The organism is Paenibacillus sp. BR1-192 (genome assembly GCF_029542445.1).
In the GTDB taxonomy this organism is placed as follows: Bacteria; Bacillota; Bacilli; order Paenibacillales; family Paenibacillaceae; genus Paenibacillus_AQ; species Paenibacillus_AQ lautus_A.
The window spans coordinates 2527293-2550769 of record NZ_CP120718.1 but is presented as its reverse complement, the minus strand read 5'-3'; the positions used below and the strand labels follow the sequence as shown (position 1 = coordinate 2550769).

Here is a 23477-nt window from a genome sequence, read left to right as displayed (position 1 = left end):
TCCTTGTAACACGGAGCAGAGGCGACAGGCCATTATGGCAATATCACCGCTCTTCCCCGCCCATCGCGGTTCGTTTGTGGACCCAGGCCTGATAGTGATGGACGGCCAATCCCGCGAAGGAGGAATGGTCGCTGCCAAGCTTGGCGGCGCGCAGGGCTTCGTCCTCCATCTCCTGCTCGCTCTTGGAATAAAAGGTCAAATGCTCGCCTTCGTCCGTATCCCCGAGCTCCATGCCGATCCACACGGATTTGCCGAGTTCGTCTGCCTGCTCCAGCTCCTCCTTGGACAATTCATACATCTGCTCCCCGCTGTCGCGGTATGCCATAACGGCAATCGCATCCGTATTTTGGATCATCCAGCGGCTGAACGAATCGGTATCCGCTCGGCTCGGTCCAGGTATCGAATCAAGCCAGAACGGAACCGCGGCACTGAACGGGAGACCCTGACGCTTGGCCTCCTGGACCCAGACTTCCGTGTTGGCGCTCCATTCTTCCACCACCCGTTCCTGTTCGCGATCCCACCTGCGAAGCACGTAAGGCTCCACATCGAACTGCACGCCCTCGAATTTCTCCTCGGGGGCGGAAGCCTGGTTGTACTCTTCCAGCCAGGCCAGCAGGTCCATCCCTTTTTGCCGGCCTTCCTCATAAGCCCAGTCGGGGTGGCCGTTCAAAGCATGGACGCTGATGCCCTGCCGATGTGCCGCAGCCACGAAATGGCGGTACTCCTCGTCCGTAACCTCTTGTTGAATTTGCAAAAAGATCGTTGTAATGCCTTCCCTGCCGCTAAAGGCTACAATCTCCTCCGTTTCACTTCGGATCAGACTTGCATCCCACAGCCAGGTAGCCTTGTTTTGATTCACCTTGCCTGACGGAAGAAGAAAAAGGATCAGCAGCAAAAGACAGATGCCGGCAGCCAAGATGATCCACTTCGCTTTTGCATCGATATGCCTCAGTCTTCTCGTCCATTTCATCAGATCAAGACAGCCTCGCCCGGCTCAGGCACATGCTGAACGGAATGGCCGATCTTGTAAATATGAGGCTCGGCATACGCTTTAAATGCATTCCGCGTGTCCAAGATCGGCACGCCGGCCGATGCGATCGAATGATAATCCAGATTGCTGTGGTTCGTAATGAGGACGATGCAATCGTACCGGCTGAATTTCGCGAGATCATACTCCACGCTGCGAATCGTTTCGCCTTGCTTATCCACGAAACTGTTGGCATACGGATCGTAGTAATCCACATAAGCGCCGTTCTCCTTGAACTGTTCGTAAACTTCGAGGCCCGGGGATTCGCGCAAATCGCTGATGTCCGGTTTGTAGGCCATGCCTAACAACAGGATATTGGAGCGTTTGATCGATTTGGCATATTCATTCAGAATCGTCGCCGTTTTGTTGATCACGTAGTAAGGCATGTTGTCATTGGTGGATTGTGCCAGCTCAATGAATTTGCTGTAAAAGCGGAAGCCCTTGGCCTTCCACGATAAGTACATGGGATCCAGCGGGATGCAGTGGCCGCCGATGCCTGGCCCCGGATAGAACGGCATGAAACCGAACGGCTTGGTGGCCGCCGCATTGATCACTTCCCATACATCGATGCCCATACGGTCGCACATCATCGCCATCTCGTTGACGAAGGCGATATTCACGCTGCGGAACGTATTTTCCAGCAGCTTCGACATTTCCGCAACTTTCGGATTGCTGACAGGTACAACCGTCTCCACGTACTGTTTGTACAGCGCTTCGCCCAGCTTCAGGCAGGCATCCGTCGTTCCGCCGATCACCTTCGGCGTGTTCCGCGTATTAAAGCGGCTGTTGGACGGATCGACGCGCTCCGGCGAGAAGCACAGATAGAAGTTCTGGCCGACCTTGTAACCGAGCTTCTCGATCGGTTGTTGAATCAGTTCCTCCGTGGTTCCCGGATACGTCGTGCTCTCCAGCGTAATTAACAGATTAGGCTTCATGAAGCGTTTGAGCTGATCGACTACCATTGTAATGTAGGAAGTATCCGGGTCCTGATTCTCGCTGAGCGGCGTCGGCACGCAGATGCTGACCGCGTCAATGACGGCGATCATGCTGTAATCCGTTGTCGGCTTAAAGCGTCCGGTCTCCATGCATGCCGCAAGCTCTTCGGACGAGATGTCCGTAATGTAGGACTCGCCGCGGTAAATGCGGTCGATTTTGTCGGAATCCAGATCGATGCCGATGACCGTAAATCCTTGTTTCACCATTTCCACAGCCAGCGGCAAACCTACATAACCTAGTCCCACAACACCCAGTACAGCTTTCTTATTTTCAATGGCACTCAATAAAGTTTCATATTCCTCATTCACAAGTATTCAACCTCCATCGGATGTATAGTCTATTCGTCTATTTCTTTTGTTCGTCGGCCAAAAGACAGACTTGTTTGTTGAACTCTTTCCTTGCGATTAAAGAACCTCTTCAGCTCAACTAATCACGTATCAATCCTGAATCTCATCTAACTAAAAGCTTTAATAACCATGTGTTTAATGAAGGCAGCGTCGGATGCGGGCATCCAGCTCCACCGGCGAGAACGGTTTGGTTACGTAGTCATCGACCCCGTTTTGGAAACATTGGCTGATGGTTTGCTCTACCCGCTTCTCGGTTAACACGACAATTTTCGGCGGCTCCTTCACGTCCAGCTGCTGGATATGATGAATGAACGGCAGGCCGTCGATGCCATGCAGGTTCAGCTCGGTCAGGACAAGATCCGGCTCCCATTTCGGGATGAGCTCCAGTGCCTCCAAACCATCCACCGCTTCCAGCGTTTCGTAACCCTGCATGGCCAAGCGAATCTGTAAAAATTCCCTCACCGTGGCATCTTGGTCCACAATGAGAATGCGGTTTTGGCCGCTGTCCGCTTCCTCCTGCGTAAATATATGAATATCCGAAGAGGTGCTGAGCCTGGCGGTTTCCGCCATCTGCTTCAACGTCTGCCGAGGCGGCGCTTCCGTAAGCGCTGCAAGCGTAATACGCGGGTCCGCTTGCTCGAAACGGCCCTGCAGATGCTGCTTCAGGAGCAGTGCCTGATAATGGGCGGCATCCAGCGTGTAGCCGGGCAGGGTAACAGCCGATACGCCGGTATTGGCGTCGTGCAGAACCTCGCCGTTTACGCCGGTCAGCTGGTCCATAAAGCTCTGAACCTCCGCCAGCTCAGCCTCCGTCCCGGACGGATTGCCAGCACAGTACAGAAACAGCAATGCTGTTCCATTGGGATGTTCTCTCACTTCCTCCTCCACGCGGCCGTAAAAATCAACGGCCTGCACGCGTTGCAATGTTGCCGATTGAGACATAACAGTAAGTCCCACCTCTCTTTATATTTTGATGCTGCATTTGAACCGGGCCTTGAAGTCAAGCCGCCTCGTTCTTATCTTTCCAGCTCTGCCGGGTCATGGTGCCCCATGAATTGTTGTTTTGCAAATATTGAATATGTCCCTGTACTCTCCACAGCACGCCAAGCTGATGGTAACCCACAAACTTGAGCGCCGAGAAGAGGAGCATTTTCACCAAGTCGGACAATTTGGTATACCGGCGGAAGGCCATCTCCTCCAGGATGAGGGCTCCCACACTGAGCAGGTACCCGCTTAAAAAATTGACGAGCCCGAACACGACCAGCACATGCCAATTTGTCATATCCAGCAAAACATATCCAAGCAGAGCCAGAAGGCCCGTAATTCTGAAGTAAGGGTTTAGCGCTTCGAAAATAACGTTGTAGGGCATTGTCAACAAGCCCATGACTTTATATTTCGGATTGAACACCATATCCCGGTTCTCGATCATGTTCTTCAAGTTTCCGCGTCCCCAGCGCTTGCGCTGATTGGACAAAATGTTGTAGCTGTCCGGCGCCTGCGTCCAGCACACCGCTTCCGGACAAAAGGAAACGCGGTATTTGATTTTATTTTCCAGCATATAGCGGTGCAGCTTGATAATGATGTTCATATCTTCGCCGGGGTAACCGCCGCGATAGCCGCCAACCGCAATGACATAGTCTTTCCGGAACAAACCGAAGGCCCCGGAGACGATGATGAGCCCGTTGAAATGGCTCCACCCGATTCGGCCCCCCAGAAAAGCTTTCAAATATTCGATCGATTGAAACATCGGCCACATCCGGCGCGGCAAGGATACGTCCTTAACCTCACCGTTCTCGATCACGCAGCCATTGGCAATCCGGACGTCGCCGCCGATCGCCACCGTCTCCTCGGGATTCTCCATGTACATCCGGGCCATCCGGATCAGCGCATCCTTCTCCAGCAATGAATCCGCATCGATGGAAGAAATCAGCGGATAACGGGACAGGTTGATGCCCGCGTTCAAGGAATCCGCCTTACCGCCGTTCTCCTTGTCGATGAGGTATAGCTGCGGGTACTGCGGATTATAATAAATGCCCCGCACCTTGTTCGTGCTGATGTTGCCTCGGATCTCCGGATTGGGCAGCAGTGTCAAACCATACTCCTCAATCAGCACCTTTAGCGTTTCGTCGGAGGATCCGTCATTGATGACGATGACCTCGTAGGTTGGATAGTTCAGCGTCATGAGGCAGCGGACATTCTCCGCGATCGTCAGCTCTTCGTTATAGGCCGGGACCAGCAAGGATACCGATGGTACCAGTTCCGAGCCCGAAAGCGTATTGTATTTCGAATACGTCGCGCGTCTGAAAATATCCTTAATATTTCTGAAAGAAAACATCAGAATTACAAAATAAAGCGCGCTAACGATCATGACGTAATAAATCGCCACCATCCCGTAAGTGAGCAGGATATCTCTAAGCAGTGTAATCTCCTCCTACTCCTGCAACCGTGCCGATCCGTTTGTTCGTTTGAACGCCGAAATAACGATCGTACACCAGTTTTCTTTTATTAAATGCCACCATTTGCTCCACTTGCTCGTATTCGCCTTCGTTGGACATGATCCGTTCGATCCGGTACAGGGCCGTTTCCCTGGCTGGACCTTCTCCTGTAAGCGCGGCTTGGCACAAGGTCTCGAAGCCTTGTTCTCCCAACATGGCAAGACTCTCCGCGCTGTTGTTCCGCACATGCCAATTCTCGTCCTTCAGGGCTGAAGCCAGGAGCGGAATGCTGCCTGCGGCATGAAGCCGTCCGAGCGCTTTCGCCGCTGCCGCCCGCACTTCCCACTCATGATCATTCATGAGTGCCACAATAGTGTCATCCTTCAGGGCCGGGTTCGAGCCAAGATACAGCTTGACGGCCTCGGCACGCACGTCCTTCTCCTCGGATCCGACCAATCGGTCGAGTGCCGGCACGACGGCCGGAATGGCCTGTCCCCACATGGCAACAAGCGAAACCTTGACCAGTCCTGGATCGGGATCGTCCAGAAGCTTGCGCATGAGGCTGGCCGAATCCAGCCGGGTCTCCAGCAAAATATCGGCAGCCATATGGTGAATGGCTTTATCGTAAGACAGCAGCTTGGACAACATTTCCCGAATCTGCTGGGACGAAACCGCGCTCTTGGCAATTGCCCGCGCAATGATGATGGTCATCGGACCGTATTTCGTCCGGTTCATCAGCTGCTGGAGCTGGGGAACGGCCTCTTCCGCCCGCATCCCGCCGAGGCGGTAGACCGCTTCAATGCGGCGGTCTTTCCTCATGCTGGATAATGCCCGAATTTCCTGTTCCACAAACCCGGCGTCCCGGCACAAACGCAGGAGCTTCTCTCTGGCGTCGCCTTTGAATTGCTCGATCCACTCCATAAACTTGGCTTGGATGACCCGGCGTTCGGCCGACGTCAATTTGCCTGGCGGCAGCTCCAGCGTGGTATCATCATGCAGATGACTCTGCACATACACAAAGTAATCATGGTGTTTTTCCGTAAATCGTTCCGTTTCTCTTTGTATGGCATTATGCTTGATCTTCATTTGGAACAACAGGATAATGCCGGCTGCAATCAGGCCGAGGCATACATAGACAAAGACGTATGCCATTTCTAAATTTGAAAACATCTCCGATGGCTCCTCCTTTTATTTAGCATCTGGCTGCCGCCCCGTTTCAGGGAGACGCGTGAATATTTCCTGCATATCGTAATAGCTTTGCTTCAAGCGTTCGCTGTATTGGGTTGCTTCCCACAGCTCCCATGTATAAGGCTCGATGTCCGACAAATTAATGGACTGATCCGATCCTGAAGCTGGTTTGCCGGTGTTCTTGGATCTTTCAGTAATCCATGGAACCAGCCGGATACCGTCAGCCGTGGTCGTGCTGAACGTGCGCTTGTCTTGAAGCGGACTGTAGTCCAGCACCTGCAGCGAACTCGGATCTCCGAATCCTAGCAGCATCCACGGAATCCTCATCTCGACGAAGCGGTCTTGATACTGCCATGCCGTAAGGGAGTTGAAATCCGGAGATTCCGGATCGCTGGTTCCCCGTTTCAGCGTTCCCACCGTCTCATCCACGAACGGATGGGAGAACCGGGTGTCCGGCGGATTCATCAGCAGGCTGATGGCCAGCTTCCAGGAATGGAACGAGCCGCCCGGTACGACGGGATCGTCCTTCGTTCCCTTGGCTTCCTCTCCCGGCAGCATCCAATAGCCTTCTTTGCCGTACAGCCGGCTGTGGAAATCGTAAGATGGCGCTATGGTTACCTGGGATTCGTCCTCTTGGCCTACCTGAATCAACGTTTCCAAAGCCCCGCCGGTGAGCGTTCGTCCCGCCAGCTCTTTCTTCGGTATATCGCCGCCAGGGATGGTGTCTGCTCCGATGAAGAGTTTCGAACGTTCGGGATCGAATGCTTCGTCCAGCTCCATGCCGATATACAGATAAGCCTCGTCATGCGTCAATTTCATGTTTTTTACGCCCGGAGCCGTACCGGACCAGGTTTTGACTTCCCCTTCAGGAACCTGATCCCAGTCGGTCAAATCCCCGTCGATCGTAATTTGTTCCGCTTTACCCGGCTGCATCGCCAGAACGCCGAACATCTTTTCGTTGGTCAGCACATTCAACCAGAATGCCCGGCGGTCTGCCGGTATTTCAAAAGGCATCGTGTTCCATGTTTTCTTGAACCATTCGTCCTGCCACATGAACAAGATCGCTCCGGAATAGCCTTCGTCGTAAATATCCTGAGTCAGCGAGACATTTACTTCGCCTTGCTCCGCCTCGTCATGTCCTCCTTGATCCTTCCCTCCAGGACCGTGGTGGGAAATACCGATGGAGGAAGGCACGCCGTACTCGGTAACCATGATCGGCATATCCTCGAACTCTGCCTTCAATTTTCGCAAATAGGCTTTGTACGTGTTGTAGCCTCCGTCCCCGTCGGGAAGGGTCTGCAATGTTTTGTCCGTCCGGAAAAAATCCGGATAGTACGGGTACACATGGTATGCCGCAAAATATCCCGCATCCCAGTTCACCGGTTCGACATGCCTTGCATCGACGGACACCAGGTCTTCTTCAAACAGCGGTTCCCCCGGATGCTCAAGCACATCCGTCGTGACCCAATTGGTAAATGTCATCGGATGCTGCCACCCGTACTTCTGCTCCTCGGCAGCCGTGTAGTCCAATAAAGATGCCAGCCAATTCTCGAAGGGACTTGCGTCCTTCGTCCCCGAGAAATAGGACCCCTTATACTGAGGGACACCCTTATGTACCTTGTTGGTGTTATCAACCATGGCTGGGTCCCATTCCGTACCCACATGCCAGGCCATGAGGTACTTGCCCGCATTGACCTTATACTTGCCGCTCGACTGCCCATGCTTGGGCTCAACGTTGATATCCCCGTAAACTGCAGCGACAGCCTTCGAGATCTCCGCTTTAAACGTTTGGACGATTTCTTCGTCATACGCATCCCGACGCTCGATTAGCTGCTCCTCCGGCGACCAGATGCCCTGCATGAAGTACAGGGGATCATCGCCTTTATCCCGGTTGTATTTCACCAGCGCGGAATAAAAGACCGGATTATGCACCGTGTAGACCCTAATGACGTTTGCTCCCATATCATCGATCTGTTTGAACCAGCGCAGATAATCTTCCTCGGTGGCCGGCAGCTCGCCGGGAAAGTGCCCGGGTACGGTTGCGCCCAGGTTCACGCCCTTGGCAAAAACCTCTTTCCAAACCTCTTCATCCTCATATACCAGAAAGGAGGTTCCCTCTGTTTTGAATTTCATTTTCACGCCGTCCGCATCCGCATACGTTTTTAATGACGGCCGTAGATATCCTAAGATTACAGCGGCACCGCAGAGAAGCACTATAGTGCAAAATGCTGCGACCACCCACCATTTTCGCCTGCTCATCGTCTTCGTTGCTCACCTGCCCTTTCTTTGACATGCTTGTTGCTGCACCGACATATGACGACTGAGCCATACTCGTCATTCTATAGCCGATGCGCTCCCGATACCATATTCCTTCTTTACCAACTTTTCCGATCTCGATAGTAGTCAAAAAGAAGTAAAACAAACTTCTTCCATAATTTTCCCCCGATAAATCAAATCGCTGCTCCTTCCTGCCTGTTCATTGACAACTTCACAGCCTGATGTTAGTTGTGTGAAACCAATGTGCGTTTGCCCTGACAAGGCTGGAACCGAACGACTTCATCCCATCCGTGAGATACAGCGAGATTTACGAATATTTTCAGAAAATTTTCGCGAATCGTAATGTTAAACGCAAAAAAATTGCTAAAGTTCCGGTCATTTTTACATCATTATCCATAGTTATGACAAATTTGATACCAAAGTCGTATAAAAAAACGGCTGAGAACCGCATTCTGTAAAGGTTTGGCAATATTAACCTTTTATCCAAAATGAGAATAGAGTCCTGTACCGGGATTGTGTAATATTCTATAGATTTGATAACCAGGATCAAGTGGTAAGTATCGCCTATTTTTCGGGATTTCGGTTTGGATTTCCCCTCATTGCGTTATATAAATTAGTTTGGCTAATGTTCAAATCTGCGGTGCGACAACATAAATCAGACCCGGTCCATTGTCGGTCCGGGTCTGTTGTTGACGATATGAGATTGAAGAACTTGCCATGATTACCGTTTATTCATCAAAGAAAAAACTGCCTTCACCACCAAAAAGTCGGATATCTTCGTTCCTTTACCGCATTATTGACAAGCAGAGCCACCACCACGATCATGACCGATCCGACGAGCACAGGCGTGAACAGGAATGACCAGCCGCTGCCAGCCATAATAACGACCAAGGGGTCTGCGCCGGCGGGAGGATGGGTCGTCTTGGTCATTCCCATCAGGCTGATCGCGGCTCCCACCCCGATCGCCATGGCCCATATTCCGTCACCCAGGACCTCCAGCGCGACAAGTCCCGTAAGCGTGGAAATAAGATGCCCTCCGACCAGGTTTCTTGGTTGTGATAACGGCGCATCCCAGACTGCAAACGCCAGCACGCAGCTCGCCCCAAAAGGCGCCATGATCCATGGACTTCCTGCGAGCGAGGAGAGAAGGGCCAGTAAGCCGATCGAAACGGCACCCCCGATAAAGCCAACGGCGAGATTCATGGGACGAACGGTCAACGGACTTCTAGCCCCCCTTTCATTTTCTGCAAATAAGAATCAGCTTGATCCTTCATATTAACCCTCCATATTCATAATTAACTAGTTATTTAGTTATATATAAAATAACGATTTAAAACTATACATGTCAATACCTTTGTTGTATACTTTCCGTTTATTGTGTAAAGTTAAATTACTAGTTGACTAGGAAAGAAGGTCTCGATATGGCGCACAAGCTCATGCTTCGAGTCGACCCGCACGCTCCCATGAATGTAAGCACGCAAGTCAAGGAACAGCTAAAGTGGCTGATTGGTATTGGACAGATCGAACCATTCGATATGCTGCCCCCGGCGGGCGCGCTCGCGGACAACCTCGGGCTGAACCGCAACACCGTAAACCTGGTGTACAACCAGCTGAAGGACGAGGGGATCGTCTCCATGCATAAAGGCAAAGGAACGCAGGTTCTGAACAACCCTCAGGTAGAAGAGCTTCGAAATCGCAGAAAGCTGATGCATGAGCTCGCAAAGCGAACGACGGAGGAGCTGGGCTCCCTTCATATCCCGGCGAGCGAGTTCTTTGCCGCATCCCTTGCCTATACGCTGCTGCAGGAGCCTGTCCTGAACGCAGAGCGGCGAATTCTGTTCATCGAATGTAAAGGGCATGATTTCCCCTTCTATCAGAAAGCGATTGAGGAAATTACGGGCGCGGAAGTCAAAACGGTGTTTCTGGAGGATTTGTTGGCGGGAGAACAAGCGCTGCTCGAAGCGTTCGACTATTCGAGCCTCATTGTCACGACGCTTAATCATGATTCCGAAGTCAAAGCCCTGTGCAGCAAATACGACAAAAAAGCTTTCGTTATTGGCGCGAATGCGGAAACGTCGGTCCTGCTTGATATTGCCCGGCTGACACCTGGCAGCCATCTCAGTTTTGTCTGCCTGGGGAAGGCAGGTGCGCAGTGGATGGCCGGCCGCGTTCAAGAAGCCGGTATCGATGGGGTCCGTGCCAGCCTGGCCGGTCTGGATCATCGGGAAGACCTGCTGCAGCGGATCGAGCAATCCGATCAGGTGTATGCCTCTGATGCCGTATATGAAGAGGTTCGATCGTTAGCTCCCGGCAAGGTGAAGCTGTTTCCCATGGCACTGGAGAAGAGCAGCGTGAACTTGCTAAGAGACATGATCTGAAGCCCATAGGAAAAAACGCCCACTGTTTAAACAGGGGCGTTTCACTTTGGAATATGTCCATGCATCCGCGACGGATGTCCCATACTTTGGCTGCCGACAGCCCTCAAACGAGGAGTCAGCTGCCGTTACCCATGACATCCGACCGCTGACCCAAGTTCATTTTCGAGAATCCAGCAGGTCAAGCAGTCGATTTACACCGACCACCTGGAACAATCAGATTAACATATGATTTCGAAACGTCAATTCGTAAATGGCAGCTTCGCAATAAAAAATGCTGCCTCACCCGTTCACGTGAGACAGCATGGTCTTTTAATGAAATGTTCGCAGCCCCTCAAACAAGCTTACCGGAAATCCGGTTCATGGTCGCTTCGTCCGAAACCACATACAGCCTCGCATCCCGCGGAATCGGCAAATCGAGCTTGCGGTTGATGCTGAGGTCACTGCGATCGGAGATCAGCGTCGCTCCTTGCCGCAGCAGATCCTGAAATGCATCCCCGTAGGTCTTCCATGCGGGGTTTAATGCCACTTCGTAAATATCGTCGCCGTGCTGGCGGCTGAGCAGCTGCATCAGCACATCCGAGTTTCCTTCCTGCAGCGCTGCCCGCACCGCCAATCGGGAAACGGCATCGTGCGAGAGGACAAACTCGTTTACTTGATTGTGGCGGAAATTCTGCACATGCTTCTCCTGCATGATCTCCACCGTGGTATGTACGTCCGGCGCTATCCGCTCGATGCTCGAAACAATCAGGAGCGACTTGCCGTCCACCAGCGCCGATTCGTCGATCCGGGCGTCCGCGAAGACAATGGCCGATTTGGCCTCTAGAATGTTGGCTCTCATCAGCACGTCATCCGATGCAGGATCGCCGCTTACAAAATGCACCTGTTCGAGATGCTCCACGGGATGCCGGCTGGAATCGTCGATGACCACGATCTCGGACTGCGGCGAATACGACAGAATCTCGTCGATCGCGGACATCGCTTTTTTGCTCCAATTGATAATGATGACATGGCCGCTGCCCTTAAAGTTCAACCTGCCCGCTCCTCTCTGCCGCTGCATGCTTCCAAACGATTCGATCACTTTACCGATCACTAAACTGAGCAGCCCGATACCGAAGATATAGATGAATATCGTTAATATCTTGCCCGGCACGGTAGCTGCATAATAATCGCCATAACCAACGGTGGCCATCGTGGTAAGCACCCAGTAAAGGGCGTTAAACCAATGGTGAAACGTTTCCGGCTCCAGCAGGAATGCCAGGGTCGAGCAAAGCACCACAAACAGCACCACGATCACGCTGATCGTTGTTTTACGCAGACGCATCATTTTCAAAGATAATCTCAGAAAAAAGTGCACGCTCCTGCTCCTCTCCCCATGGGTGCAAATCGGCCTAAATGATCAGGCTGCTGATCGCAAAGGCTGTGCCGATGAACACCATCGCCAGCAGGATGCCGATCGCTACGTTGCCCTTTTGCAGGTGCTCGGAAATTCGAAGACCCGGCGTCGCCAGCTCGAATACCCAATAGGCAACGATCAAGCATACATATCCAACGGCAAACCACAGTATCATATGCCATATCGATGAATTCGTATATGCCGATATGCCCAAAATAATGGCCGTTGCCATAAACTTGCCGCCGAATGCCAGACCAACCGCGACATTGCCTTTCTTCAGCTCTTCCATGTCGTTAAACCGGGTCATCCAGCTGAAAATCAGCATGCCCAGCAATTGAAGCACGATAATGCAGATCACACTTATAACAATATTAATGACGACCGTCAATCCGCCCACCCCCGAAATTTTGCATAGGCCAAGTCGTAATCGGCGAAATCATGCACTTCCTCCAATACAACATCAACCGTGTCCTTCTTCTCCATTGCGGCATAACGCTTCTCGTCGATCGGCTGCTTGATCCGGTTGCCCGTCGGCAGCTCAACGACGGCAAAATGCCTGGTGTCTTTCTTGTACGTTGTTTTATATACCCCAACCAGCTTCACGTCGGTTTTGACGGTCACTTTCAGGTTGGCCAAATCCGATTCCGCGGTCTTTTTATCCTTGAACGACTTAATGGTCTGCCAGGACGATAACCGGATATCGTTGCGCTGATTCGCATCCGTGGTCAGCTCGGCGTCCATGAATTGCAGCGTCCAAATTTTGTCGCCTGTAGCATAGTTGTTATCGTTAGGCAGGAGCTCGTTATCCGGCAGGACGGTCATGTCGCCGCCAATCAAATCGCCGACGGTCCCTTCAATGATGCGATAGTCCCAAGGCACGCGGCTAGAGGTTGAAGATACTTCCTCCGATCCGGTATGGAACACGGTGGAGCTGCCGCCGGAGCATGCGCTCAGCGCTAAAACCAAAAGGGATAAGATAAGCACCGCCAGGACGACCGGAGGTTTCCTCTTTCCCTTCGGAGCACCGCTTTGCTGCCTTTTCTCTTGTTTCAACTGCATTTATTTCACTCCCATTGCGATAAAATGGCTCGAATTGCCCGTAATCAAACCGCCCGCCCGTCCCAGCAAACCGCATGGGATACCATTAAGGACGAACAACCCCGTCAGCAAATGAAATTCCCCTTCCGCCGTCTCGACGCGAGCCAGCTCGGCCCTCCTCTGATAGACCGTCGGAAACATGACGCTAGTATCATATCCGTCCTGATCCTCTACCTCGAGTTGTCCTGTCTGGTCGTACAGTTTGACAGAACCACCCTCTCGGCCGAACATCGACTTTGATACGAAATTGCCGGAGAACACCGGTTTGTTGTATGTCGGCAGCATATATTTAACGATCGCTTCACGTTCTTGCTCATCGAACAATAGGCCCAGCTCATACATGCCCCACATGGCGGCCAGCAAGCCTTTGGACTGCAGCAGAATGCTGTGCGGCGAGTTGAACAGCTGGAGTCGCCCCGTCTCGATGGCATAAGCAAGCGCATCTCCGCCATCATCGACGGACATCCATTCCTTCGGATAAAGAGCAAACATCCGGTGAATCTCCCGGCCTTCGCCGTCCTTCAGCATGCCTTCGTCCACCCATAGATCCAGACAATCCACCAGCTTGATATCCAGCCCGCTGTGCCGGACCAATGCTTCGATCGTGCCGGAGTCCTCCAGATGCTCGCCGTAAGCAATGCATGCGGCCGTATCCGGACGCTCTGCCGCCCACGCTTGTGCCACCAGCTCTTGCATCCGCTCATTGGGAGAATAGATGCCGGCCTGAGCGCACATCCACGGCGTTGCAATGGAAGCCTCAACATACCCTGTGGGTGTGTCCGCATTCAGCTCCAGAAGCTTGATGCTGCCGTCATGGGCAATCGCAAAGTCAAATCTGGCATACCGGCTGATCAACCCTTCCTCCGGCAGCGGACATTCGTCCAGCATCTGCCACAGAATCGGCGGAATGCCGATCAAGCTGTAAATATGATGGTTGCGATGGACGTAACGTACGGTTTTGTCCAGCGTCGCCCACAGTACCGCAGCGGCTTCTTCCAGCTCGCGATAGGTCTCTTGACGTATGGTGACGATTTGGTCTATCCAGTAGGCTTCCCCTTCCAGATTCGCCCAGGTAAAGCCAAGCTCGGCGAGCTTCGATACCCGCTCATCCCGATTGGGGTCAGGCTGTCCCGAAACGGTAAACACGCTTTCGCGGCTCATCCGCCAAAACCGCCGGATCTGGAGCTGGATTTCGAACCCGAGGAGCTGAAGCCGCTGGAATTGCCGCCAATGCCGCCGGACTTGGACGATGTGGAGCGGCGCGTTATCGTTCCCGAAGAGGACGTTGAGGTCTTGGGACGGACATTGGAGTTCACCACCGGTTTGTTCTGGAACGTACCGCTCGAATACGTGCGGGGTTTGTAAGGCTTGCCGTTATTCGCGTAATATCCGCGATGATTGTTGTACCATCCGCTGGAGGAATAGTAGGAGCCGTTGTTGAACAGCATGTGGTAGAGCAGCAGATCATCCCAGCCGAAACCGGAATTGTAGCCGCCATAGTTATTGATTACCGTCGTTCCCCCGCCTGATCCTGCGGATGCTCCTTCCGCCGGCTCTTCCTCGAATTCTTCTGCGCTAGGGAACGGGATGTTCCAGTCCACGTTCTTGTCAAAATACTTCTTTACTTCTTCCGTCGACCAGGATACCAGCTGCGGCTCTTCGGATGAGGTAACCGCTTCCGAAGCGAGATCCTTCGCTGCCGCGCCCGACACCAGAAACGCATTCGCCAACAAGGCGATGCCGAGCGAGCTTGACAAGACTCGAATCGGTTTGCCTTCCGGCGTCAGCCATTTGGAAGCGGGCTGGTCTTTTTTGTCTTTTTCATTACTCAAGATGATGTCTCCTTTCGGACAGAATTAATCGTTCCGCATCGGAACGAGCAGAAGCTCCAGTTTGCCCGTGTCCACGTTTAATCTGCCTTCGATCGTTTCATATTCCCTGCCGCCCGCGACGATATAATTCACGTGCTCCAGCGCAGCGACCATGTTCATCGTCCATGCCCGCTCTTCAATCTGCACCAGCTCACCGTCCGGTCTTTTTTCAAACAAAATAACGTTCATTCCATAATCCATGATGACAACCCCTTCCATTTAAAGCAGTGAGTATTGTTACGCATTATATTGGGAATCGTTTCAAAAATCTATGATGGGCTATCGGCGCTTGGACGAAAAATTTGCTGCAAAAAGACACAATCCATATAATAACATCGCTACTGATTATTTACACCTTCGAATTACCATTAAAAAACTCTTGAAAACGAACATTCTAGACGCGCAATGCCTGATTATTTACGTTTTATAAGGTGTAGCATCCATTTTCATGACCATCGTCTCTCTTGACATTATCACTAGTGTCATACTTTAGGATGGGTATCATCCCAAACCCAGAAAGGGGTTATACCGATGAATACAAATCCAAAGAAATTTTCTAATGGTAATCATCCTTACGATGCGCAGGCGGACGGCTCTATCCTTGGTCCGGTAACCGTGATCGGATTAGGCGCCATGGGCTCCAAACTGGCCCGCACCTTCGTGAACAACGGATATGTCACCACCGTCTGGAACCGCACGCCTGAAAAAGCCGCTGAACTTGTAGGCTTGGGTGCCTCCGGCACTACGGACATCGCGGATGCCATCGCCGCCAGTCCCCTCTTGATTGTATGCGTACTTGATTATGATGCCGCCCGCCATATTCTTGAACCCATGAGGGAGAAGCTTTCCGGCAAGGTTGTCGTAAATCTGACAACCGGCACTCCCGAAGAAGCCCGCACGATGGGGACCTGGATGAGGACCCACGGCGCCGAATATCTGGATGCCGGCATCATGGCCGTGCCTTCCCTGATCGCCACGCCTCATGCCGTCATACTCTACAGCGGTTCTCAAACTGCTTACGAAACATATAAACAGGTCTTAGAAAGCTTAGGGACTAGTCACTATTTAGGCTCCGACCCTGCTCTCGCTCCACTGAATGACCTGGCACTGCTAAGCGGCATGTACGGCATGTTCGGCGGCTTCATCCATGCCGTGGCGCTTGCGGGTTCCGAAGGCACGAAGGCAGCGGATTTCACGACAACGCTGCTGATTCCGTTTCTACAAGCCATGATCTCCACCATGCCGGAAATGGCGAAGCAGATCGATACCGGAGATTATTCCGCCAAGGATGCGAGTCTGGCGATGCAAGCCGCTCATGACACCATCGGGGAGGTCAGCAGGGTACAAGGCGTCAGCGCCGAAACATTCGCGCCGATCTTCGAACTGATGAAACGACGGGTGGAGGAAGGTTATGGCGGGGACGACTTCGCCAGCGTGATTGAGCTGATCCGTAAGCGTCCATCGTCTTAACAGGAAGAAGAGAGCTATTATCGGCATCGGCAGGAACTGGCGACGACGTACGACCTGACCTGCGTCGAACTTTGGTAACTCATGCGCAGCGATTCTTTATCCTCCATACAAAAGAAGAATGGATCATCCGGCGAGGACCGATCCATGCTTCATTTTTTTTATATCCATGAACCTAGCTTATTTAATCAATTCCCTGATTTCCTGAAAGTTATCGGCAAATCCGATAAATACGTTGTCGCCGATAACGATCGTAGGCACGATCTGTTTTCCCGTCAGACGTCTCACTTCTTCCGGATATTCCGGATTCTGCGTGCAATCATATTCCGTGTACGGAACCTGCTGCTCCTTGAAGTAACGCTTGGCATGATGGCAATCGCTGCAAGTGGGTATGGTGTAGATTTTCAATGGCTCTGTCATGTCGATCACTCCTTAAACAAAAATTATTTGATTTCAACAACAAAAGGCACGGTCATCACTTCACCTTGATGCTGAAATTGTCCCCAGATTTTGTAGATGCCGCTATGCGGAAAGGTAGTCGCAAACTCCGCTTTGGGACCGGTGCTCGATTCGTCAAGAGGATGCACATGGATGTACTTCTCGGCGTCTGCGGACAGAATGACAACATGACCGACCGCGCCTAGGTAAGGCTCCAGATTGCTGATTCCCTGCTTCGTCTGCGCATCCTGAATATGATAGGTGAGCACGACCTCTTCATTCGATAAGGCATTGCTCAGGCTCAGTTCGATTTCCTTGCCGTTGACTTGTTTGATCAGGCTGGAGTCAGGCTCAATGGCCGAAGGTTCTCCTTCTTCTCCCTCCACCTGAACCCATTCGCTGAGCGTGCTCCCTCCAGCGCCCTTCGGCACGAAATCCGCAATCAATTTATATTCGCCGCCGGCGGGAAACGTGGTGTTCACGGTAAACTCGCCGTTCTCCTTGTAATCGGGATGGATATGGTTGAAAAATGACAAATCGCGATTCACGATGATCAGATGCAGCAGCTTCTCATGATTGACATCGAATTCCTGGACGGGTCCACCGTTGTTGTCCGTAATCTGAATCGTTAACTCTGTTTCGGTGCCCGCGCTTGCCGGTTCGTTCCATGTAAATTCAGCCTGGTAGTTGTTCGAGGCCGTCTCATGCCCGCCTCCGTGGCCACTGTGCCCGTTCTCTTCCGGATTTACGGCTTCCTGATTATGGTTCCCGCCGTGGCCGTGGCCGCCTGTATCCGGGGCCTGCTTCGCATTATCGCATGATGTCATTAATCCAATTGCAAGTATGCTCGTTAAGGTTAGCACAGTACCCTTCTTATTGAACATGCGCTATCACTCCATTCATTGGATATGCTGTAAGATGACTTATCATCCGCTTCTGTAATTAGTATACCCCCCTATCCTATAATTAATCAACTTTTTTCTAAAATAGCACCTGATCCATTTGCGCTCTCCACGCAAATAACACCATGCCGCCGCATGGTGTTATCCTCCTATTCTTCACTATCGCCCAAACTAAAGGATCTATTCCCTATGGCTTTCGGTGCGTACAGCCGATGATTTCATAAATCTTCTCCATATCCACATGATTCCGCACGATGTCCGCCACACGGTCGTATTCTGCGAGTTTGCGTTCTTCCGCTTGGAACGTTTCACAAATGGCATCCAGTCCCTTATTTACACGAATGCCGTTCAGCCAGGACCTGCGAAAGGCATCGTTGTCAAACAAGCCGTGCAGATAACACCCCCAGATGCGTCCATCGGCGGTGGCTAAACCTTCAGGATGTGCTTGAATATCTTCTCCGGCTTCCAAAGAATCCGCGGAATCTGCTTCAATCGAAAACAACGTTCGGTGTTCTGATCCGCCAGGCTCCGTGCTCCTTTCGGTGACGCCCATATGGATTTCGTAGGCCCCTATTGCGGAATGAGCCTTCGTATCCGATAAAACGAACTGCAAAGGATGGTCCTGTGATAATTCCCCTCTTACGCGAACGGTCTTTTTTTGTTTTGAAAAAGCTGTCCGCATCGGCAGCAGTCCAAGTCCCGCCGCTTCCCGGGCGCTGCCTTCCACCGCATGCGGATCCGACAACCGCTCGCCCAGCATTTGATATCCTCCGCAGATGCCAACCAGCTGCACATCCCGCGTCTGCGTCAACCTTAAAATCGCCTCCGCCAGGCCCCGATCCCGGATGAACCCCAAATCGCCGATCGTATCCTTCGTACCGGGCAAAATGATGACGTCCGGCGTGCCGAGCTCATCCACCGATTGGACGAAGCGAACGACGACATCCTGCTCCCAGCGAAGCGCATCGAAATCCGTAAAATTCGAAATGCGCGGATACCGGATAACGACAATATCAAGGTCGCGTTTTTCCTGTCTTTGATATTGAAGCTCATCCAGCACTACGGAATCCTCAGCCTCGATTCGCATGTCCTGAATGTAAGGAAGGACGCCAAGCACCGGTATGCCTGTCCGTTCTTCAAGCCAGTCCAGTCCCGGCTTCAACAGCGCCAAATCCCCGCGGAATTTGTTGATGATAAACCCTCTGACCCTGGCCGCCTCATGGGGCTCCAGGAGTTCGAGCGTTCCTACAATCGAGGCGAACACGCCACCGCGGTCGATATCCGCAACCAGAATGACAGGCGAATCCGCCCATCCAGCCAAATTCATGTTCACGATATCCCGATCCTTGAGATTGATCTCTGCCGGACTTCCCGCGCCTTCCATGACCACGATATCGTACTTCTCCCGGAGCCGGTCCAGCGCATCCAAGACGATCCCCTTGGCCTTCGGCAGAAACTGCGCCCGGTAATCCATCGCGCTCATCTGCATTTCGGGCACGCCGTGGATCACGATTTGGGAATGCATATCTTTAATCGGCTTGATCAGGATCGGATTCATGTCCGTTGTTGCGGCTATGCCGCAGGCTTCGGCCTGCACCCCCTGCGCTCTGCCGATCTCCTTGCCATCGAGCGTCACGTAGGAGTTAAGCGCCATATTTTGCGATTTGTATGGAGCCGTGCGATAACCATCCTGCAGAAAAATACGGCACAGCGCGGTCGTTACGATGCTCTTGCCAACATCCGAAGCCGTGCCCTGCAGCATAAGCACCGCTCCTTGTCCTTTCCCGATCTTCGCGGGTGTATCCCTTATGTATTCTGTTTCATTCATCATTTTCACCCTTTTCCCTTACTTAAGCCGTTTACTTACATCATTATAGCAAACCGTTTGTTGAAGGAGTTCTACCTCATGAAATCAGATAAACCCCCTTGAACTTTAACAGCTTGAAATGTTAACTATATAACATAGTTGTATCGCATGCGCGTGCATGATGACCGAAAGGTGGAAACCAACCATGAAGCCTGAACTGAATGATAAGCAGATAACCGACATCTTTCCTTATTTGAAAGCCGTACCGCCAGAAGAATGGATGGAAGCTAAGGCTTTTACAAAACATTTTAAAGCCAAATCAAGGATCTTTCATCGGGAGGATGCCGCGATGTACGGCATGTTCCTGATCAGCGGAACCGCCCGTATCACGATCATCAACGAGAATGGCAACGAAGCGGTGTTAAACAAACTATCCGCAGGTGAAGTTTGTTCGCTCCTCGTCCTCAGTGGACTCGGCGGGCGAGACTATCCCGGCACCCTCATTGCCGAGTCAGAGGTAGAGGTGCTATACGTGCTGAAAAGCAGCTTTTTGCGCTGGCTGCAGGTTTATGAACCCATCCGAAGCGCTGTTTTTGGCGGGCTGCTTGAAGGAACGCTGCGAATGGCAGACATCCTGCAGGAGAGGCAGTCTTTGCCGCTTGAGCAGCGCCTGGCCAAGGCTCTGCTTGCCATCACCTCGGATGATAATCCGCTGGTGCACACCACCCATCAAGAGCTTGCCGATGAAATCGGTTCCGTTAGAGAAGTGGTCTCCCGTACACTGGGGCGTTTCCAAAATAACGGTTGGCTGGAAACGGGACGAGGCTGGGTGAAAATTCTGAACCGCGGTTGTTTAACAGAACCCACTATGTGACTTGGTCACAGAGTCATGGAATTCCGCCTGGTACATTGGTTATAGGCATCCCGTCTATAAAATACCGTTAATTCAGGAGGAAATCCATATGAACAACTGGCTTCAATCCGGAGAATATGCCCCATTATTTCAAAGTGTAGACCAGAATGGAAATATCGTTTCACTCGAAGCCTACCGAGGACGTAAAGTGCTCCTCGCTTTTTTCCGCAACGCCGCCTGTGCCTTATGCAATCTGCGGGTGCATCAGTTTATTCAACGTTATCCTCAGTGGCAGGATCCGTATCATCTCGATGTCATTTGCTTCTTCGAATCGCCTGAAGCCGCTCTTCACCGATATGTTGGTCAGCAGGATGCTCCTTTTCCTCTTATTGCCGATCCGAATGCGAAGCTCTACACCCTGTACGGAGTCGAAACCTCGGCAGATAAAACACGAGCGACCTTAGCTCAGCCGAATGTCCATGAGTACACGGACGAAGCTGAAGCGGCTGGCTTCAAGCTGACGCCGGAGGAAGGTTCGAATTTCAACCGCATTCCGGCGGAATTTGTGATCGACGAGCGCGGTATCGTACGAATCGCGCATTACGGTCGTCTGATTACCGATCATCTGCCTTATGAAACCATTGAACGTTATGTTGCCGAAACACAGCTTCCTTAGCCGGGTTGGGCCAGTCTTTAAGTCGCATTCTGCATTAAAAAAAATTAACACAGGACCATAACAAACAAGCCGATCCGGTAGGATCGGCTTGTTTGTTATGCCTGTAAAATCAGACGCTGCCCAGGTATGCTCGCTAAGGGATAATATTATCATTATCAGGGATATATTCATCCAACAATATACTTTTTTAGTTAAATATGTATTATCTTGGATAGGTGACTAGAGTTGGTTAAGGGAGGAACTTATTGAATGGTAATGCATTTCTCCAAGATTAGCAACATCTATATTCATGTCAAATGGTTCACGGACAATTTCGAATGGGTCCCTCTGCCCTTTCCCCGTATCGTTACGCTGACGTTCCTGTTTTGGTTAGCGTTTACATTGCTGATCTTGTTGCTCACATGCGCATTGCACGATCCCTTGGGAAAGATGCGGCCCGTCGTGCGAATCCACGGATGGCTGCACAGGCTTAGGCCCCACACCGAGGTGATTCTGCGTATTGGGCTGGCCATCGGGCTGATACTGCAGCTTCTGAGCGGCTCGTACCTCGCCCCCGAATTCCGAACCAATTCCATGTGGATCATCCTCGGCCTATCCGCAGCCGCAGCGTGCCTTCTCTATAAACGCACCTTGCCGGTAAGCGGCGCCATCCTATTCCTGCTCTATATTCAGGCGTCCTTATCCTACGGTCTGTTTCATTCCATCGATTATTTGCTCTATCTCGGCATTGTTTATTATCTGTTTGTGTGCGGCACTCCCATCAAAAGATCGGCAGCCCCGGTCTTGTATATATGCACAGGCATGTCCCTCGCTTGGCTTGCCATGGAAAAGCTGACCATTCCCGAGCTCGCTTGCACGGTTATGGGCAGCTATGGACTTCCTACCTTCGGTTTTACCATTGAGCATTTTGTCATGATTAGCGCTTTTGTTGAAATCGGACTGGCATGGGCATTCATCGTAGGCATCATGAACCGGTTCACGGCACTGCTGGTATCCGGCATTTTTATTATGACAAGCCTTGTATTCGGTTACAAAGAAGTGATCGGCCATATGATCATTCACACGGTGCTGATCCTGTTCCTGATCGAAGGCACGGGGGAACTGCGTACCCCTTTTCAGTTCCATCGCTCGCCCGTTAAACGCGGATTGTTTGTGGGCGTTAACTTCTGCCTGTTTCTGTTCAGTTTGATGGCGCTCTATATTTGGATGGGCAAGACGTTATGACAAACTCTGAATCCGTTGGCCGATGGATTTGCCCAGCTCAACCACAGTTTTGGTCTCGCTTGACCTGACGACTGCATCCAGCACCTCTTGATTCCGGTATCCGTCCATGAACCCGGGCACTCCGTCGGCAGGCGCGCCCCGCAATATCGCGGAAAAATCGGCATACTGCTTGACTTTGCAATGCTGCGGCACTTCCATTGCCGTTCTGGCGAGCTGCCCGGGCTCTTCTTCGCGAATCCACACCACCCGCTCCGGATCCAATGTGCTCGCGTGGACCGTGCCGTGGTCGCCATAAATGGACACTTCATGCTGATTGCCTGAACCGAATGCATTGCGTGACGTCTGGAATACGCCCATAATATCATCGGTCATCCGGGCCTGGAAGCTGGCAAAATCATCGACCTCGATCTTGGCCATGGCTCCCGTCACCGGGTCCCGGCGTTCCGGGATGATGGTATGTAGCTGGGCCGTGATTTCTTCGAACTCTCCAAACAGAAAACGGGCCATATCAATCATATGCGAACCGAGATCTCCCAGCGTTCCCGTCCCCGTGATGGCTTTGTTGTATCTCCACATGTAGGGAACCTGCTGGTTCGGCACGCCAAACCCCTGCAAATACTGAATGGAGAAATGACGGATCGTCCCCAGCTTGCCCGTACGGATAAGTTCCCTGGCATAACGAAATGCGGGCGTATATCGGTACGTAAATCCGATCATGGCGGGAACGGGCTGTTTCTCATACAGCTCCAGCAAGGAGATGGCTTCTTCGAAGACTCGCGTGAATGGTTTTTCCGCCAGAAAAGGCTTGCCGGCTTGCAAGCATGCGCTGATGATATCAGCGTGCACGTTGTTGGGCGTGACCGAAATGACGGCATCGACGTCAGGATCATCAATTAAATCCTTGAAATCCGCATAGCGTTTCCCTTCCTCGATCCCCAACTGATCGCCCACTCTGGCCACCGCTTCCCCGTTGACGTCGCTCACGGCCACAAACTGATAGACATTCTCTGCATTCATCCAGCGGATGTGCTCCTGCGCCATCCCGCCCAAACCGATTAAGCCGATTCGAAATTTATTCATCGTTAGAACACTCCTCATAT

General features: G+C 52.0%; 21 protein-coding genes and 1 pseudogene. 5 read left to right on the top strand and 17 right to left on the bottom strand.

What is annotated here, in order from left to right:
- Window positions 1-43: 43 nt before the first annotated feature.
- The 7 genes and pseudogenes from P0X86_RS11205 to P0X86_RS11175 form a co-directional block, all read right to left on the bottom strand.
- Complete coding sequence (locus P0X86_RS11205) at window positions 44-970, bottom strand: hypothetical protein (RefSeq protein WP_096773199.1); 927 nt, start codon at window positions 968-970, stop codon at window positions 44-46.
- On the bottom strand, window positions 970-2331 hold the full coding sequence (locus tag P0X86_RS11200; RefSeq protein WP_015734405.1) for a nucleotide sugar dehydrogenase: 1362 nt from the start codon (window positions 2329-2331) through the stop codon (window positions 970-972). Before P0X86_RS11200 ends, P0X86_RS11205 begins: the two co-directional genes overlap by 1 nt.
- 174 nt (window positions 2332-2505) lie before the next feature.
- Window positions 2506-3312, bottom strand: a complete 807-nt coding sequence (locus P0X86_RS11195; RefSeq protein ID WP_096773198.1) for a response regulator transcription factor — start codon at window positions 3310-3312, stop codon at window positions 2506-2508.
- Window positions 3313-3370: 58 nt separating this feature from the next.
- Complete coding sequence (locus tag P0X86_RS11190; RefSeq protein WP_176502381.1) at window positions 3371-4738, bottom strand: glycosyltransferase family 2 protein; 1368 nt, start codon at window positions 4736-4738, stop codon at window positions 3371-3373.
- Between the two features lie 43 nt (window positions 4739-4781).
- Window positions 4782-5975, bottom strand: coding sequence for a HEAT repeat domain-containing protein (locus P0X86_RS11185; protein WP_015734402.1), 1194 nt, complete (start codon window positions 5973-5975; stop codon window positions 4782-4784).
- 18 nt (window positions 5976-5993) lie between these two features.
- A complete protein-coding gene (locus tag P0X86_RS11180; protein ID WP_277748526.1) occupies window positions 5994-8252 on the bottom strand; it encodes a hypothetical protein in 2259 nt (752 codons plus the stop codon).
- A gap of 771 nt (window positions 8253-9023) precedes the next feature.
- Window positions 9024-9544: pseudogene (locus tag P0X86_RS11175) on the bottom strand (HPP family protein).
- 147 nt (window positions 9545-9691) lie between these two features.
- Between P0X86_RS11175 and P0X86_RS11170 the strand changes: the two are divergent.
- The gene (locus tag P0X86_RS11170; protein ID WP_277748524.1) at window positions 9692-10648 is read left to right on the top strand and encodes a GntR family transcriptional regulator; all 957 of its coding nucleotides are present in this window, start codon (window positions 9692-9694) and stop codon (window positions 10646-10648) included.
- Window positions 10649-10979: 331 nt separating this feature from the next.
- Here the strand turns inward: P0X86_RS11170 and P0X86_RS11165 are convergent, their stop codons facing one another.
- Genes P0X86_RS11165 through P0X86_RS11140 form a run of 6 tightly spaced genes read right to left on the bottom strand, consistent with a single transcriptional unit; the run spans window position 10980 to window position 15211 of the window.
- A complete protein-coding gene (locus P0X86_RS11165; RefSeq protein WP_277748523.1) occupies window positions 10980-12002 on the bottom strand; it encodes a potassium channel family protein in 1023 nt (340 codons plus the stop codon).
- Between the two features lie 34 nt (window positions 12003-12036).
- On the bottom strand, window positions 12037-12429 hold the full coding sequence (locus tag P0X86_RS11160; protein ID WP_009592598.1) for a DUF350 domain-containing protein: 393 nt from the start codon (window positions 12427-12429) through the stop codon (window positions 12037-12039).
- Window positions 12426-13100 (bottom strand): hypothetical protein, encoded by a 675-nt coding sequence (locus tag P0X86_RS11155; protein ID WP_096773193.1) that lies wholly within the window; start codon window positions 13098-13100, stop codon window positions 12426-12428. The genes P0X86_RS11160 and P0X86_RS11155 overlap by 4 nt, the downstream gene beginning before the upstream one ends.
- Window positions 13101-14300 (bottom strand): glutathionylspermidine synthase family protein, encoded by a 1200-nt coding sequence (locus P0X86_RS11150; protein ID WP_277748522.1) that lies wholly within the window; start codon window positions 14298-14300, stop codon window positions 13101-13103.
- A complete protein-coding gene (locus P0X86_RS11145; protein WP_009592614.1) occupies window positions 14297-14971 on the bottom strand; it encodes a hypothetical protein in 675 nt (224 codons plus the stop codon). The genes P0X86_RS11150 and P0X86_RS11145 overlap by 4 nt, the downstream gene beginning before the upstream one ends.
- 24 nt (window positions 14972-14995) lie before the next feature.
- Window positions 14996-15211 carry a hypothetical protein gene (locus P0X86_RS11140; RefSeq protein WP_015734394.1) on the bottom strand — a complete coding sequence of 72 codons (216 nt, stop codon included), beginning with the start codon at window positions 15209-15211 and terminating at the stop codon, window positions 14996-14998.
- Between the two features lie 330 nt (window positions 15212-15541).
- Here P0X86_RS11140 and P0X86_RS11135 point away from each other — a divergent pair, with 330 nt between their 5' ends.
- The gene (locus tag P0X86_RS11135; protein ID WP_277748521.1) at window positions 15542-16480 is read left to right on the top strand and encodes an NAD(P)-dependent oxidoreductase; all 939 of its coding nucleotides are present in this window, start codon (window positions 15542-15544) and stop codon (window positions 16478-16480) included.
- 177 nt (window positions 16481-16657) lie between these two features.
- Here P0X86_RS11135 and P0X86_RS11130 read toward each other — a convergent pair whose 3' ends face one another.
- The 3 genes from P0X86_RS11130 to P0X86_RS11120 form a co-directional block, all read right to left on the bottom strand.
- Window positions 16658-16897 carry a glutaredoxin family protein gene (locus P0X86_RS11130; protein WP_036665795.1) on the bottom strand — a complete coding sequence of 80 codons (240 nt, stop codon included), beginning with the start codon at window positions 16895-16897 and terminating at the stop codon, window positions 16658-16660.
- A gap of 23 nt (window positions 16898-16920) precedes the next feature.
- Window positions 16921-17799 carry a hypothetical protein gene (locus P0X86_RS11125; RefSeq protein ID WP_277748520.1) on the bottom strand — a complete coding sequence of 293 codons (879 nt, stop codon included), beginning with the start codon at window positions 17797-17799 and terminating at the stop codon, window positions 16921-16923.
- Window positions 17800-18004: 205 nt separating this feature from the next.
- Window positions 18005-19645, bottom strand: a complete 1641-nt coding sequence (locus P0X86_RS11120) for a cobyric acid synthase (RefSeq protein WP_277749026.1) — start codon at window positions 19643-19645, stop codon at window positions 18005-18007.
- 184 nt (window positions 19646-19829) lie between these two features.
- Here P0X86_RS11120 and P0X86_RS11115 point away from each other — a divergent pair, with 184 nt between their 5' ends.
- The 3 genes from P0X86_RS11115 (at window position 19830) to P0X86_RS11105 (ending at window position 22377) form a co-directional block, all read left to right on the top strand.
- On the top strand, window positions 19830-20498 hold the full coding sequence (locus P0X86_RS11115) for a Crp/Fnr family transcriptional regulator (RefSeq protein WP_277748519.1): 669 nt from the start codon (window positions 19830-19832) through the stop codon (window positions 20496-20498).
- 88 nt (window positions 20499-20586) lie between these two features.
- Window positions 20587-21153 carry a redoxin domain-containing protein gene (locus P0X86_RS11110; protein WP_277748518.1) on the top strand — a complete coding sequence of 189 codons (567 nt, stop codon included), beginning with the start codon at window positions 20587-20589 and terminating at the stop codon, window positions 21151-21153.
- A gap of 249 nt (window positions 21154-21402) precedes the next feature.
- Window positions 21403-22377, top strand: a complete 975-nt coding sequence (locus P0X86_RS11105) for a hypothetical protein (protein ID WP_192572529.1) — start codon at window positions 21403-21405, stop codon at window positions 22375-22377.
- Here the strand turns inward: P0X86_RS11105 and P0X86_RS11100 are convergent.
- Window positions 22372-23457, bottom strand: a complete 1086-nt coding sequence (locus P0X86_RS11100; protein ID WP_277748517.1) for a Gfo/Idh/MocA family protein — start codon at window positions 23455-23457, stop codon at window positions 22372-22374. The two genes, P0X86_RS11105 and P0X86_RS11100, sit on opposite strands and share 6 nt — an antisense overlap.
- Window positions 23458-23477: the final 20 nt, after the last annotated feature.

Coding starts and splice junctions, on each gene's coding strand:
- P0X86_RS11140 (WP_015734394.1), bottom strand. CDS start 15,211: ATGGATTATGGAATGAACGTTATTTTGTTTGAAAAAAGACCGGACGGT.
- P0X86_RS11150 (WP_277748522.1), bottom strand. CDS start 14,300: ATGAGCCGCGAAAGCGTGTTTACCGTTTCGGGACAGCCTGACCCCAAT.
- P0X86_RS11105 (WP_192572529.1), top strand. CDS start 21,403: ATGGTAATGCATTTCTCCAAGATTAGCAACATCTATATTCATGTCAAA.
- P0X86_RS11205 (WP_096773199.1), bottom strand. CDS start 970: ATGAAATGGACGAGAAGACTGAGGCATATCGATGCAAAAGCGAAGTGG.
- P0X86_RS11115 (WP_277748519.1), top strand. CDS start 19,830: ATGAAGCCTGAACTGAATGATAAGCAGATAACCGACATCTTTCCTTAT.
- P0X86_RS11110 (WP_277748518.1), top strand. CDS start 20,587: ATGAACAACTGGCTTCAATCCGGAGAATATGCCCCATTATTTCAAAGT.
- P0X86_RS11195 (WP_096773198.1), bottom strand. CDS start 3,312: ATGTCTCAATCGGCAACATTGCAACGCGTGCAGGCCGTTGATTTTTAC.
- P0X86_RS11135 (WP_277748521.1), top strand. CDS start 15,542: ATGAATACAAATCCAAAGAAATTTTCTAATGGTAATCATCCTTACGAT.
- P0X86_RS11120 (WP_277749026.1), bottom strand. CDS start 19,645: ATGAATGAAACAGAATACATAAGGGATACACCCGCGAAGATCGGGAAA.
- P0X86_RS11190 (WP_176502381.1), bottom strand. CDS start 4,738: ATGATCGTTAGCGCGCTTTATTTTGTAATTCTGATGTTTTCTTTCAGA.
- P0X86_RS11130 (WP_036665795.1), bottom strand. CDS start 16,897: ATGACAGAGCCATTGAAAATCTACACCATACCCACTTGCAGCGATTGC.
- P0X86_RS11100 (WP_277748517.1), bottom strand. CDS start 23,457: ATGAATAAATTTCGAATCGGCTTAATCGGTTTGGGCGGGATGGCGCAG.
- P0X86_RS11155 (WP_096773193.1), bottom strand. CDS start 13,100: ATGCAGTTGAAACAAGAGAAAAGGCAGCAAAGCGGTGCTCCGAAGGGA.
- P0X86_RS11185 (WP_015734402.1), bottom strand. CDS start 5,975: ATGTTTTCAAATTTAGAAATGGCATACGTCTTTGTCTATGTATGCCTC.
- P0X86_RS11180 (WP_277748526.1), bottom strand. CDS start 8,252: ATGAGCAGGCGAAAATGGTGGGTGGTCGCAGCATTTTGCACTATAGTG.
- P0X86_RS11170 (WP_277748524.1), top strand. CDS start 9,692: ATGGCGCACAAGCTCATGCTTCGAGTCGACCCGCACGCTCCCATGAAT.
- P0X86_RS11125 (WP_277748520.1), bottom strand. CDS start 17,799: ATGTTCAATAAGAAGGGTACTGTGCTAACCTTAACGAGCATACTTGCA.